Annotated in this window: 11 protein-coding genes; 6 read left to right on the top strand and 5 right to left on the bottom strand. The window is 71.8% G+C overall.

Going from position 1 to position 13631, the window contains the following annotated elements; genetic code table 11:
* Position 1 precedes the first annotated feature (1 nt).
* Complete coding sequence (locus tag ACNKF0_RS16740) at positions 2-1324, bottom strand: hypothetical protein (protein WP_416953939.1); 1323 nt, start codon at positions 1322-1324, stop codon at positions 2-4.
* A gap of 17 nt (positions 1325-1341) precedes the next feature.
* Complete coding sequence (locus tag ACNKF0_RS16735; RefSeq protein WP_416953937.1) at positions 1342-1785, bottom strand: hypothetical protein; 444 nt, start codon at positions 1783-1785, stop codon at positions 1342-1344.
* A 136-nt stretch (positions 1786-1921) separates the two neighbouring features.
* Here ACNKF0_RS16735 and ACNKF0_RS16730 point away from each other — a divergent pair, with 136 nt between their 5' ends.
* The 4 genes from ACNKF0_RS16730 (at position 1922) to ACNKF0_RS16715 (ending at position 5714) form a co-directional block, all read left to right on the top strand.
* The gene (locus ACNKF0_RS16730; protein WP_416953934.1) at positions 1922-3373 is read left to right on the top strand and encodes a WS/DGAT/MGAT family O-acyltransferase; all 1452 of its coding nucleotides are present in this window, start codon (positions 1922-1924) and stop codon (positions 3371-3373) included.
* Positions 3370-3714, top strand: coding sequence for a DUF6912 family protein (locus ACNKF0_RS16725; protein WP_416953932.1), 345 nt, complete (start codon positions 3370-3372; stop codon positions 3712-3714). The genes ACNKF0_RS16730 and ACNKF0_RS16725 overlap by 4 nt, the downstream gene beginning before the upstream one ends.
* 57 nt (positions 3715-3771) lie before the next feature.
* Positions 3772-5400, top strand: coding sequence for an L-glutamate gamma-semialdehyde dehydrogenase (gene pruA / locus ACNKF0_RS16720; protein WP_416953930.1), 1629 nt, complete (start codon positions 3772-3774; stop codon positions 5398-5400).
* Between the two features lie 107 nt (positions 5401-5507).
* Entirely contained in the window at positions 5508-5714 is a 207-nt protein-coding gene (locus tag ACNKF0_RS16715) for a hypothetical protein (RefSeq protein ID WP_416953928.1), read from the top strand.
* Between the two features lie 115 nt (positions 5715-5829).
* On the opposite strand, the gene ACNKF0_RS16710 is transcribed toward ACNKF0_RS16715, so the two are convergent.
* Complete coding sequence (locus ACNKF0_RS16710; RefSeq protein ID WP_416953926.1) at positions 5830-6300, bottom strand: DUF2505 domain-containing protein; 471 nt, start codon at positions 6298-6300, stop codon at positions 5830-5832.
* Positions 6301-6374: 74 nt separating this feature from the next.
* Between ACNKF0_RS16710 and ACNKF0_RS16705 the strand changes: the two genes are divergently transcribed.
* Together ACNKF0_RS16705 and ACNKF0_RS16700 are read left to right on the top strand one after the other, a co-directional pair.
* On the top strand, positions 6375-11264 hold the full coding sequence (locus ACNKF0_RS16705; RefSeq protein WP_416953924.1) for an NAD-glutamate dehydrogenase: 4890 nt from the start codon (positions 6375-6377) through the stop codon (positions 11262-11264).
* A complete protein-coding gene (locus tag ACNKF0_RS16700; protein ID WP_416953922.1) occupies positions 11264-12166 on the top strand; it encodes an SDR family NAD(P)-dependent oxidoreductase in 903 nt (300 codons plus the stop codon). Before ACNKF0_RS16705 ends, ACNKF0_RS16700 begins: the two co-directional genes overlap by 1 nt.
* On the opposite strand, the gene ACNKF0_RS16695 is transcribed toward ACNKF0_RS16700, so the two are convergent.
* The gene (locus ACNKF0_RS16695; protein WP_416953920.1) at positions 12152-12922 is read right to left on the bottom strand and encodes a sulfite exporter TauE/SafE family protein; all 771 of its coding nucleotides are present in this window, start codon (positions 12920-12922) and stop codon (positions 12152-12154) included. The genes ACNKF0_RS16700 and ACNKF0_RS16695 overlap by 15 nt on opposite strands.
* The gene (locus ACNKF0_RS16690) at positions 12919-13626 is read right to left on the bottom strand and encodes a FadR/GntR family transcriptional regulator (RefSeq protein ID WP_416953918.1); all 708 of its coding nucleotides are present in this window, start codon (positions 13624-13626) and stop codon (positions 12919-12921) included. Before ACNKF0_RS16690 ends, ACNKF0_RS16695 begins: the two co-directional genes overlap by 4 nt.
* Positions 13627-13631: the final 5 nt, after the last annotated feature.

Genomic DNA, 13631 nt, shown 5'->3' with positions numbered 1-13631 from the left:
GTCACGCAGCGAACAGCAGGTACAGACCGCCCACGGTGAAGCCGACCATCGCCACCAGCAGCGGCAGCTGACCTGTCAGCTGGTGCCGCTTGGGCAACAGCTTGACCGCCCGGTCGTGCGCCGCGACGACGCCCACCACGTGGCCGAGGGTGACCGCGCAGACCTTCGTGACCGCCAGGAACGTCGGGTGCTGGGAGAGCCAGTAGTTCACCTGGAGGTCGGCGGTGCCGAGGTAGTCGTCGCCGCGGCTGAACGGGTCGCTCAGCTGGATGAGGGTCTGCTGGCCGTACTCGACGAAGTACGTCAGGTAGTGGGCCACGATGTAGCCCACGATGATCGGGATGACCGAGTGGGCGAACAGGTTGGGCAGCGCGCGCCGCGGGAGGTCGCTCGTGACGCCTGTCGCCATGGTGGCCACCGCCAGCACGAGTGAGACACCGGCCGAGAACGCGATGAGCGCCAGGGTGTCGGGCCACACCCGCGAGGTCGACATCGACTGCACGAGCTGGAGCCAGGGTGTCGACTCCCGGAAGGAGTCGAAGGCGGTGCTGCCGAAGAGCACGCCGACGACCGCCACCAGGCCCGGCCGCGGCACGACGGTGTCGAGGTTGGCGAGCGGGCTGCGCAGGACGAGCGCTCCGTCACGGCGACCCCAGACGGACAGCTTCGCGACGAGCGAGGAGTAGACCTCGAACGGGTCGGCCCGGGCGAGGAACGTCGTACCCCACAGCGCGGAGCCGATGAACATGATGCCGAGGTAGGCCGCGAACCAGAGCCGCACCGGGCCGACGTCGGTGGAGTAGGGGTAGACCAGCTCGAGCCACACGAAGGCGAAGAGCCCGGCTGCGGCCGGCCAGTAGCCGAGCCGAGCGGGATAGGCGTAGAGACCCTCGCCCTCGGGTGCCCCGGAGACCTTCGCGAACAGCATGCTGATGGTGCGCGCCGGGCTGATCGCCCGGAAGACGGGACCCAGCAGCAGCGAGGCGGGCACGAGGCCGACCCACAGCAGCACGTAGACGGTGCCGAGGGACGGGTTGATCAGGGTGTCCTCGCCGAGCACCGCGGCTGCGGCGACGTAGAGGAAGAAGGCCATGCCGAACACCCGCGCCGCGACGGCCAGCGCGCGGGACGACACCAACCGGTCCAGCCACGGGGGTGCCGGGCGGCCACTGGTGGCCGCGTCGTAGCGGGGCTCGCGCCAGGCCACGGCCAGCACGGTGAAGGAGACCACGAGCGCGGCGACGGCGCCCGCGATCGCGAGCTCGGAGGGGATCGGCAGGTCCTTGGCGCCGCCGAGGCCATGGGCGGAGATGGAGCCGCCCACGGTTGCGGGACCGAGGCTCACCGGACTTCGAGCTGCAGCAGGATCACGTCGGGGTCGTGGCTCTCGACCTCGACCACACCCGGTCGGTCGACGACGATCTCGTGCTCGGACGTGCCGGCGTCGTAGGAGATCTCCTGCTCAGGCGTGCTGTGCACGTGGAGCTCGCCTGCCTCGTCGGCCTCGATCGTCAGGACCAGGGGCTGGTCGATCCCGAGCTCCACCCGCTCGCCGTTGGGAGTGAAGGAGTCGCCCTCGCGGGTGACGGTCAGGGCGACGGTGTCGGACTCCGCGCCCGAGTCGGACGGGGACTCGGGAGACTCGGCGGGGGACTCGGAGGGGGACGAGGTCGCGGTCTGGTCGGCGGCCGGCGGGTCGGTGTCAGCGTCGCCGCCGCACGCGGTGAGCGAGGCGGCCAGGACGAGCACGACGGGGGCGAGGCGCGTGAGGACGCGACCGGACACGGAGGTTCTCCTTCGACGACTGCACGGGCAGGCAGCGACCGCGGCACGCGCGGCGTCACTGCCTCTGCCAGAATCCCATGCGGGACAAGATCACCGACGAGAGGGCACCACATGAGTGAGCGCAGCGAGTGCGTGCATGAGTGAACGGCTGCGACCTCGGGACCTGGCCATCCTGGCCGCCGAGTCCCCCACGACGCCCATGCACAACGCCACGGTGGAGATCTTCGACCCGGGGGAGTCCGGGTTCGACCACGACCGGCTCGTGCAGCTCATCGCCGACCGGATCGCCTTCGTCCCTCGCTACCGCCAGCGCCTGCAGCTGGTGCCGGGGCGGCTGGCCAACCCGGCCTGGGTGGACGACGAGGGCTTCGACCTCGGCTACCACGTACGCCGCTCCGCGCTGCCGCGACCTGGATCGATCGACCAGCTCCGCGAGCTCGTGGCGCGCATCGCGTCACGGCCGCTCGACCGCAGTCGCCCGCTGTGGGAGTGCTACTTCGTCGAGGGCCTCGAGCACGGCCGCGTCGCCCTGCTGACCAAGAGCCACCAGATCCTCGTCGACGGGCGCGAGACCGTCGACATCGGCCAGGTGCTGCTCGACACGTCCCCGGACCGCTCCACCCTCGGGCACGACGACGACTGGCGACCGGGTCGCCCGGCCGGTCCGGTGGCGGCCGCGCTCAACGCGGTGACCGACAGCCTCGAGAGTCCCCGCACGCTCTGGATGACCACCCGCGCCAACGCCGAGTCGCTCGGTCGCGCGGCGTCCGCCTCGGGCGCCCGCGTGGCCGAGGTGGCCAACGCCCTCGCCGGCCGTGGTCCGGTCCACTCCACGCCGGTGCACCGGCGGCTCTCCCAGCAGCGCCGGTTCGTGACCGCGCGCACCGAGCTCTCCGACTACCGCGCGATCCGCGAGGTGCACGGCGGCACGGTCAACGACGTCATCCTCGCCACCCTGGCCGGCGGTCTCCGCGGCTGGTTGATGGCCCGCGCGGAGTCGCTCGGCGGGCTCCGCACGATCAAGGCCATCGTGCCGATGTCGGTCATCGACGACGAGCTCGAGCCGACGTCGCTCGGCACCCAGATCACCGGCCACCTCGTGCACCTGCCGATCGGCGAGCCCAGCCCGGTCGTCCGGCTGCACCAGGTCAGCTACGACCTGCGCGCCCACCGCGACAACGGGCGCAACGTCTCGGCCCGCAGGCTCTCCGGCATCGCCGGCTTCGCCCCGACGACGTTCCACGCGCTCGGGGCGCGCCTCGCGACCGCCGAGCTGCGACGCGGGTTCCACGTCTCCATCACCAACGTGCCGGGTCCGCAGTTCCCGCTCTACGCCGACGGCGCCCGGATGCTCGAGTCCTACCCGGTGCACCCGCTGCTCCCTGACCACCCGCTGGCCATCGGCGTGACGTCCTACGACGGCAAGGTGTTCTACGGCATCACGACCGACCGCGACGCCGTACCCGACGCCGACGTCCTGGGGCAGTGCGTGCTGGAGTCGCTCGAGGAGCTCAAGGACTCGGCGTCCGACACCCGGCCGCGCGCCCCGCGCGGTCGCAAGAAGGCTGCCGGGAAGGGGAAGAAGTGACACGCCGCTACCTGCCGTCGTCGTTGCCGCGCCTGGCCGACGACTGGGCGGCCGACGGTCCCCGCGTCGTCGACGCGGTCCTCGCCGTCGACGACGCCGAGGAGAGTGAGTACGACGCCCTGATGACCGCCGCGGACGCCTCCACCGAGCTGGTGGCCGGGCTCCCCGACGGGCAGCGGCGGCGCGTCGTCGTGGTCGCCGAGACCGCCGCGGCCGACGCCCCCGTCCGCTGGCGCGACGTCGTCGCGGTGCACGTCGACACCGAGGACGACGCGGACGCCGACGACGACCTCGCCTGGTGGGCCACCCAGGAGATCGGCGACCTCGTCGCCTCCCGGTGATCGTGCCCCCGATCCAGCACTTTGAGGCGCGCAAGCGGGTCTGACACGATCAGCCGCATGGACGCGATCACTTTTCCTCCGGCGCCGACCAACGAGCCGAACCTGACCTACGCGCCCGGCGCCCCGGAGCGCGAGGCCCTGGTCACCGAGCTCGCCCGTCTCGAGGGTGAGCAGCACACCTTCCACGCCGTCATCGGCGGCGAGCACCGCGAGGGCGGCGGCGCGGAGACAAAGGTCGTCCAGCCCCACGACCACCAGCACGTGCTGGGCACCCTGCGCGGTGCGACCACGAAGGACACCGAGGACGCCATCGCGGCCGCGGCCGCTGCCGCTCCGGGGTGGCAGGCGATGCCCTTCGACGAGAAGTGCGCGATCATCCTCAAGGCAGCCGACCTGCTGGCCGGCCCGTGGCGCCAGCGCCTGAACGCCGCGACCATGCTGGGCCAGTCCAAGACGGCGTTCCAGGCCGAGATCGACGCGGCGTGCGAGCTGATCGACTTCTGGCGGTTCAACGTCCACTACGCCAAGCAGATCCTCACCGACCAGCCGATCGCCAACAGCCCCGGCATCTGGAACCGCACCGACCACCGCCCGCTCGAGGGCTTCGTCTACGCGATCACGCCGTTCAACTTCACCGCGATCGCGGGCAACCTGCCCACCGCGCCCGCGCTGATGGGCAACACCGTGCTGTGGAAGCCCTCGCCGACCCAGCAGCTCGCCGCGTCGCTGACGATGGAGCTGCTGGAGGAGGCCGGCATGCCGCCCGGCGTCATCAACATGCTTCCCGGCGACGGTCTCGACGTCTCCAAGGTCGCCCTGGCCCACCGGGACCTGGCGGGCATCCACTTCACCGGCTCGACCCCGACGTTCCAGCACCTGTGGCGCACCGTCGGCGAGAACATCACCGGCTACCGCGCCTACCCGCGCATCGTCGGCGAGACCGGTGGCAAGGACTTCATCGTCGCCCACCCGTCGGCCGACCCCGACGTGCTGCGCGTCGCGATGATCCGTGGCGCGTTCGAGTTCCAGGGCCAGAAGTGCTCGGCCGCCTCGCGCGCCTACGTGCCGCGCTCGGTCTGGGACCGGATCAAGGACCAGCTGATCGCCGACACCGAGGCGCTGGCGATGGGCGACGTCACCGACCTGTCCAACTTCATGGGCGCCGTGATCGACGACCGGGCCTTCGCCAAGCACCGCAAGGCCATCGCCCGCGTCGAGGGCACCGACCACCTCACCCTGCTCGCCGGCGGCCAGACCGACGACTCGGTCGGCTACTTCGTGCGACCCACGATCGTGGAGTCGACCGACCCGACCGACCAGATGTTCGCCGACGAGTACTTCGGCCCGATCCTGGCCGTGCACGTCTACGACGACGCCGACTTCGAGTCCGTGGTGGCGCAGATGGAGTCGTTCGCGCCCTACGCCCTCACCGGCGCGATCATCGCGCAGGACCGCGCCGCCATCGCCTGGGCGCGCGAGACGCTGCGCTTCGCAGCGGGCAACTTCTACATCAACGACAAGCCGACCGGCGCCGTCGTCGGCCAGCAGCCCTTCGGTGGCGGTCGCGCGTCGGGCACCAACGACAAGGCCGGCGCCGCGGTCAACCTGCTGCGCTGGACCTCGCCGCGCTCGATCAAGGAGACCTTCGTGCCTCCGAAGGACCACCGCTACCCGCACCAGGGCTGACCCGCAGCACCACAGCACCGACGGATCGGGGAGTGCCGGCTCGCCCACAGCGAGCCGGCACTCCCCGTTGTCGTCCGTGGTGCGGGCGAGGTGAGACGATCGACACCGTGATCCCCTTCCACATGGGTGCGCTCCATCCCTTCGAGCAGGCGCTGACGCTGCTGCTCGCGTTCGGCCCGTTCGTGGTGCTCGGCGTCGTGATCTGGCGTCGCCGGCGCGAGGAGGACGACTCGGCGGTGCCCGACGAGGACCTCGCATCCACGGACGCCCCCTTGCCCATCGCTGAGGCGCACCGTCATGAGCCGCTCAGCTGAAGACGCTCAGCTGAAGACCGTCAGCTGAAGACCGGGATGGCCAGACCCGCGAGGTCGTCGCGCAGCCGGGAGACGACGGCAGCCAGCGCGTCGTACGACTCGGTGAACGGGGAGGTCATCGAGAGGTGAGCCACTCCTGGCCGACGCGGTGCTCGACGTCGAGCGCGTGGCCCAGCAGGTCGACGACCATCGTCTCGATCCGGCCGCCCAGGAGCGGGACCCGGACGGTGACGGCCAGGTCGACCTTCTGCGTCGTCCGGCTCCCCGACTCGGTGAGCCCGATCGTGCCGGACGCCTCACCGGGCTTGCCGGCGATCGCGATGGCCACGTCGGCCGTGGTCGCCGAGGTCCACGTCTCGGTCTGGACGACGACGATCTCCTCACCCACGAAGGAGCGCGCGAACGACGGGACGTCCCCGGCCGAGCGCACCTGCTCGATCCGCACCACGTCGCCGTCCACGTCCGCCGAGCCGCGTACGACGCGCTGCTGGCGCAGCACCTCCTCACGGAACGCCGGGTCGTCGAGCATGGCCCCGACGGCGTCGGTGGAGGCGTCGTAGGTCAGCGTCTTCGTGAGCTTCTTCATGGCGCTCATCATGGCCCAAACGGCGCCCGCACCCCCATGTTGTGGCCGTCACACCCGGGTTCTAGGGTCGGAGCGTGGCGACGTCTGAGAAGACCAAGGAAAAGCAGCTCGACGCGGCGACGGCCGCACGTCCGGAGTGGGGCGACCTGGTGCGCGACTACTACCGCCACGTCGCTCCCGACGAGGTCGCCGAGCGCTCCCCGCAGGACCTGCTGGGCGCCGTGGCCTCGCACCGCGAGCTCGCGTCCTCCCGCCCACAGGGCACCGCCGCAGTGCGGGTGGTGACCCCCACGATCGCCGACGCCGGCTGGTCGGCGTCGGGCCGTTCGGTCGTCGAGGTGGTCACCGACGACATGCCGTTCCTCGTCGACTCGGTCACGATGGAGCTCAACCGGCTCGGGCACACCGTGCACGCGGTCTTCCACCCCCAGCTCACCGTCGAGCGCGACATCACCGGCGAGCTCCAGGAGGTGCACGCCCACGAGCCGACGGGCGGCGGCCGGGCCGCCGTGCAGGCCGAGACCCGGCCCGCCACCCAGGAGGGGGCGGAGTCGTGGATGCACGTCGAGATCGACCGCACCGACGACGACGAGGCAGCCGAGATCACCGAGGGCCTCCAGCGGGTGCTGCGCGACGTACGCGAGTCGGTCGAGGACTGGGAGAAGATGCACGCCCAGGTCCTCGCGGTGGTGGCCGAGCTCGACCAGGACCCGCCGCCGCTGTCGGCGGAGGAGCTGCGCCAGGGCCGTGACTTCCTGACCTGGCTTGCCGACGACCACTTCACGTTCCTCGGCTACCGCGAGTACCAGCTCGAGGCCGAGGAGGGCGCGCCCGAGGAGTGCGGGCTGCGCGCCGTCGCCGGATCGGGCCTGGGCATCCTGCGCCACGACCAGGACCTGTCGGCGTCGTTCGCCAAGCTGCCGCCGCTGGCCAAGGCGAAGGCCCGTGAGAAGAAACTGCTGGTGCTGGCCAAGGCCAACTCGCGCGCCACCGTGCACCGTCCGGCCTACCTCGACTACGTCGGCGTCAAGACGTTCGGCCCCGACGGAGAGGTCGTGGGGGAGCGTCGCTTCCTCGGCCTGTTCTCCAGCGCCGCCTACACCGAGTCGGTCACCCGGATCCCGGTGCTGCGCGAGAAGGTCACCGAGGTCATGCGCCACGCCGGCTTCGACCCGCGCAGCCACGGCGGCAAGGCGCTGATGGACACGCTGGAGAACTACCCGCGCGACGAGCTGTTCCACACCTCGCCCGACGAGCTGGCCCCGGTCGCGCAGGACGTGATGGGCGCCCGGGAGCGGCGCCAGCTGCGGGCCTTCGTGCGCCGCGACACCTACGGACGCTACGTCTCGGTCCTGGTCTACCTCCCGCGCGACCGCTACAGCACCGCGGTGCGCGAGCGGTTCTCCGACATCCTGCGCGACCAGCTCGGCGGCGAGCACGTCGAGTTCACCGCACGGGTCAACGAGTCGACGACCGCGCGCGTGCACTTCGTGGTCCACCCGCCGAAGGGCGCGCACGTCCCCGAGATCGACGTCCCCGACCTCGAGCGCCGGCTGATGGAGGCCTCGCGGTCGTGGCGCGACGACTTCGTGACGGCCGTCGTGTCCGAGCACGGCGTCGACGAGGGGTCGCGGCTGGCCCGGGCCTGGGCCCACGCGTTCCCCGAGGCCTACAAGGAGGACTTCCAGCCCCAGCGCGGATCGGCCGACCTCGGTCGGATCGAGGCCATCCAGGGCGACGTGGGCATCGACCTCGCGCTCTTCGACCAGGACGAGCAGCGCGGCACCTACCGCCGCGGCGAGTCGCGGCTCAAGGTGTTCCGCGTCGGCGAGCCGCTGTCGCTGAGCGCGATGCTGCCCATGCTGACATCGATGGGCGTCGAGGTCGTCGACGAGCGCCCCTACGAGCTCAGCGGGCTCCCGCGGCCCTCCTACATCTACGAGTTCGGCCTGCGCCACGGACGCACCCTCTCGCCGGAGGAGCGCACCCTGTTCGCGGAGGCGCTTCGCGCGGTCTGGGACGGCTTCAACGAGATCGACGGCTTCAACCAGCTCGTCCTCGCCGCCGGGCTGACCTGGCGGCAGGCCACCGTGCTGCGCGCCTACGCCAAGTACCTGAAGCAGGGCAACTCGCCCTTCGCCCTCGACTACATCGAGGAGGCGCTGCGCAGCAACGTCGACATCACCCGGCTGCTCGTCGAGCTGTTCGAGGCGCGCTTCGACCCCGGGCGCGGCGACCGGGCGCTCGAGCACGACGCCGAGGCGCGGGTGGCCAAGGTGGAGGCGGTCGAGGAGCGGCTCGCCAAGGCCCTCGACGACGTGGTCAGCCTCGACCACGACCGCATCCTGCGGTCCTACCGCACGCTGGTCCGCGCGACCCTGCGCACCAACTTCTTCCAGCGCTCGGCCGACGGCGAGGTCCACCCCTACATCTCCTTCAAGCTCGAGCCGTCGGCCATCCCCGACCTGCCCGAGCCGCGCCCGCGCTTCGAGATCTTCGTCTACAGCCCGCGCGTCGAGGGCTCCCACCTGCGCTTCGGAGCCGTCGCGCGCGGCGGCCTGCGCTGGTCGGACCGTCGCGACGACTTCCGCACCGAGGTGCTGGGCCTGGTCAAGGCGCAGATGGTCAAGAACACCGTGATCGTGCCCGTCGGCGCGAAGGGCGCGTTCTTCTGCAAGCAGCTCCCCGACTCCTCCGACCGCGATGCGTGGCTGGCCGAGGGCGTGGCCTGCTACAAGACCTTCATCTCCGGCCTCCTCGACATCACCGACAACCTCGTCGACGGCGTCACGGTCCCGGCGCGCGAGGTGGTCCGCCACGACGGTGACGACACCTACCTCGTCGTGGCCGCCGACAAGGGCACCGCGACCTTCTCCGACATCGCCAACGGCGTGGCCAAGGACTACGGCTTCTGGCTCGGCGACGCCTTCGCGTCCGGCGGGTCGGTCGGCTACGACCACAAGGCGATGGGCATCACCGCCAAGGGCGCGTGGGTCTCGGTGCAGCGGCACTTCCGCGAGATGGGCGTCGACTGCCAGGCCGAGGACTTCACAGCGGTCGGCATCGGCGACATGTCCGGCGACGTCTTCGGCAACGGGCTGCTCTGCTCCGAGCACACCCGGCTGGTGGCGGCCTTCGACCACCGCGACATCTTCATCGACCCCTCGCCCGACGCCGCGTCGTCGTACGCAGAGCGGCGCCGGCTGTTCGACCTGCCCCGCTCGAGCTGGAAGGACTACGACACCTCCCTCATCTCCGAGGGTGGCGGCGTCTGGCCGCGCTCGGCCAAGTCCATCACGATCTCGGCGCAGGTGCGCGAGGCCCTCGGCATCCCCGCCGGCACCACCGCGATGACCCCGGCGGAGCTGATGAAGGCGATCCTGCTGGCGCCGGTCGACCTGCTGTGGAACGGCGGCATCGGCACCTACGTCAAGTCGTCGGAGGAGACCGACGCCGACGCAGGCGACAAGGCCAACGACGCGATCCGCGTCAACGGCGAGGACCTGCGGGCCCGGTGCGTGGGCGAGGGCGGCAACCTCGGCTTCACGCAGCTCGGCCGGGTGGAGTACGCCCGGTTCGGCGCCCGCGGCAACGGCGGACGGATCAACACCGACTTCATCGACAACTCGGCCGGCGTCGACACCTCCGACCACGAGGTCAACATCAAGATCCTGCTCGACCGCGTCGTACGGTCGGGCGCGATGGGCGAGGACGCCCGCAACGAGCTCCTGGCGGAGATGACCGAGGAGGTCGGGGGGCTCGTCCTGCGCGACAACTACGAGCAGAACCTCGCGCTCGCCAACGCACAGGCCCACGCCCCGTCGCTGCTGCACGTCCACGAGGACTGGATGCGCGCCCTCGAGAAGCGCGGCGTGCTCAACCGGGAGCTGGAGGGGCTGCCCAGCACCCGCCAGGTCAGGCGCCGTCTCGACCGCAAGCAGGAGCTGTCGGCTCCCGAGCTGTCGGTGCTGCTGGCGTGGACCAAGATCGTGCTGGCCGAAGAGCTCGTCGCCTCCGACCTGCCCGACGACCCCTACCTGCGCGAGGACCTGCTCGCCTACTTCCCCAGTCGCATGAAGCCCGACCTCGAGACGGCCATCGAGGACCACCCGCTGCGGCGCGAGATCATCGTGACGCAGGTGGTCAACGACCTGGTCAACGGCGCCGGCATGACCTTCTGGCCGCGCCTGCAGGGCGAGACCGGGGCCAGCCCCGCCGAGCTGACCCGTGCCAACTTCGTCGCCCGCGAGATCTTCGGCTCGCTCCCGCTGCGCCAGGAGATCGCCGCCCTGGACAACCAGGTGCCCGCCGAGCGGCAGACCCGCATGCGGATCGAGATGCGCACGCTCGTGGAGCGCGCGTCGCGCTGGCTGGTCACCAACCGGAGGCCCCCGCTCGACTCGAGCGCCACGGTCGAGTTCTTCCGGGGCCCCGTGCAGGCGGTCATGGCCGAGCTGCCCCGCATCATGAGCGGGCGCGAGCTCGACGACTACCGGGCCCGCGAGAAGCGGCTCACCGACCAGGGCGTCCCCGACGACCTCGCCTCCCGTGTCGCGGTCCTGGCGTCGGCCTACGCCCTGCTGGGCATCGTCGAGACGGCTGACCGGCTCGACCTCGACCCGATCGAGGTGGCCCGCGTCCACTTCGCCCTGGGCGAGCGGCTGGGGCTGCCGGCGCTCGTCCAGCGGATCTTCGCCCTGCCCCGCGACGACCGGTGGCAGACGATGGCCCGGGCCGCGGTGCGCGACGACCTCTACGGCGTCCACCAGCAGCTGACCGCCCAGGTGCTCGAGTCCACCGACGCGAGCGACTCCGCGCCCGCCCGCGTGGCGCAGTGGGAGGACTCCGACGAGCAGCTGGTCGGCCGCGCGTCCAGGACGCTCGAGGAGATCTGCCGCGAGGAGACCGCCGAGCTGGCGCGCCTGTCCGTCGGGCTCCGGGTGGTGCGAGGCCTGCTGTCCTGATGGGCCTGCTGCTCGTCACGCCCCGGGCGCGGCTGCGGCGCCTGGTCCGGCCGGGCGCGCCCAGCGTCCTGGCCGGTCGCACGGTCCTCGTGACCGGGGCGAGCTCCGGCATCGGCGAGGCCACGGCCGTGGCGGCGGCGGCGAGGGGCGCCCACGTCGTGCTGGTGGCCAGGCGGCAGGCCGAGCTGGACCGCGTCCGGGCGACGATCGAGGCCGCGGGCGGGCGGGCGTCGTCGTACGCCGTCGACCTGAGCGACCTCGCCGAGATCGACGTCCTCGTCGAGCGGGTGCTGGCCGAGGTCGGCACCGTCGACCACCTCGTCAACAACGCCGGCCGGTCCATCCGCCGGTCGCTCGAGCTCTCGCACGACCGGTTCCACGACTTCGAGCGCACGATGGCGATCAACTACTTCGCCCCGGTGCGCCTCACGATGGGCCTGCTGCCGACGATGCGGGAGCAGGGCTTCGGCCACGTCGTCAACATCGTCACCTGGGGCGTGCAGGTCAAGGCGCCGAAGTTCGCCGCCTACATCGCCTCCAAGACCGCGCTCGACTCCTGGGCGCGCATCGCGGGCCGGGAGACCTACGCCGACGGCGTCACCTTCACCAACATGCGCTTCGCCCTCGTGCGGACCCCGATGGTGGTGCCCACCGACGCGTACGACGGTCGCGCGAGCATGACGGCCGAGCAGGCAGCGGCTGCCGTCGTCCGCGTGCTGGAGGACCGTCGGGTCACCTGGGACACCGCTGCGGGACGGATCGGCGCCGTGGTCAACGTCGTCGCCCCACGGCTCAGCGACGCGCTGATGTCCCGCTTCCACCGGGCGGTGCCGGACTCGGCCGCCGCCCGGGGCGCGGTGCCGGGACGAACCGGCTCGCCTTCCCGGTCAGAACAGCAGTAGCGCGGCCACCACGCCCGCCGCGACGACCGCCCACCGGAAGACCGCGTCGGGGAGCTTGCGGCCGATGCGGGCGCCGACGTAGCCGCCCACCAGGGAGCCGGCCGCGAGCAGCACCACGACGTCCCAGCGCGGGTCGGCCACCACGATGAAGATCAGGCCGGCGACGACGTTGCCCACCATCAGCGACAGCGTCTTGAGGCCGTTGACGATGCGCAGCTCGAGGTCGGTGCCGATGCCGAGCACGGCCACCATCATCACGCCCGCGCCGGCGCCGAAGTAGCCGCCGTAGACGCCCGTGATCGTGGCGAAGACTGTGGTGGCGGGGGACATGTGGCGGCGCTCGGCGAGGGCGACGCCGTGCCGCGTCTCGTGGCGAGCCCGCAGCCACCTCGCGATGCGGGGCTGCACGCCGACGAGCAGGCAGGTGAAGAGGATGAGGTAGGGGACGATCGCCTCGAAGACGCCCGGCGGGAGGCCCAGCAGCAGGGCGGCTCCGATCACCGCGCCGAGCGCGCAGACGGTGACGATGGTCCGGGCGATCGGGCCCGCCTCGCGGACCTCGGTGCGGTAGCCCAGGACGCCGCCCATGCCGGCGGGGATCAGGCCGAGGGTGTTGGAGACGTTGGCCACGACCGGCGGCAGGCCGAGCGCGACCAGCACGGGGAAGCTCAGCAGCGACGCCACCCCGACCGTCGATGAGAGCACGCCGGCTCCGAACCCGGTGGCGAGCACCAGGAGCGCCTCGAGTGAGGTCACTGCGCCTCGCGGATGATCGCGACGTCACTGACCATCGCGACGTGGGCGTGCATCGCCTCCGCCGCCGCGGCCGGGTCGCCGGCCCGGATCGCCTCGGCGATCGCGCGGTGCCCGGCCAGGGAGTCCTGGGGTCGGCCGGGCTGGCCGAGCGACTCGAGCCGGGTCTCCTTGATCAGGTCGCCGATCTCGTCCATCAGCCGGGCGAGCAGGAGGGAGTGGGAGGCGGCGGTGACGGCTCCGTGGAAGCGCTCGTCGCCCTCCACGCCGCGACCGCCGGCCTCGACGTCGGCGGCCATGAAGGCCAGGGCGTCGTCGATGCGGGCGAGGTCGTCGTCGGTGCGGCGGGCGGCGGCCAGGGAGGCGATCTTGGTCTCCAGCGCGTCACGGGTCTCGATGATCTCGGGCAACCGGTCGGCGTGGCTGCGGATCGCCTCGACGATGCGGCTCGTCTTCTGGTGGCCGGCGGTGACGACGGTGCCGTCACCGTGGCGCACCTCGACGACCCCGACGACCTCGAGCGCGACGAGGGCCTGGCTCAGCGTGGCGCGGCTGACGCCGAGGCGCTGCGCGAGCTCGCGCTCGGGCGGGAGCCTGTCGCCGGCCCGGAGGCCGTTGTCGTCGATCCACGTCGAGATCTGCCCGGCCACCTGCTCGTACAGACGCGTGCGGAGCAACCGCGGCGGAAAGGGGGACGACTCGGACATGGCAC

Origin of the sequence: Nocardioides sp. T5 (assembly GCF_048161455.1) — a bacterium.
In the GTDB taxonomy this organism is placed as follows: domain Bacteria; phylum Actinomycetota; class Actinomycetes; order Propionibacteriales; family Nocardioidaceae; genus Nocardioides.
The sequence above is the reverse complement of the archived record's forward strand: the minus strand, read 5'-3'. Positions and strand labels throughout refer to the sequence as shown.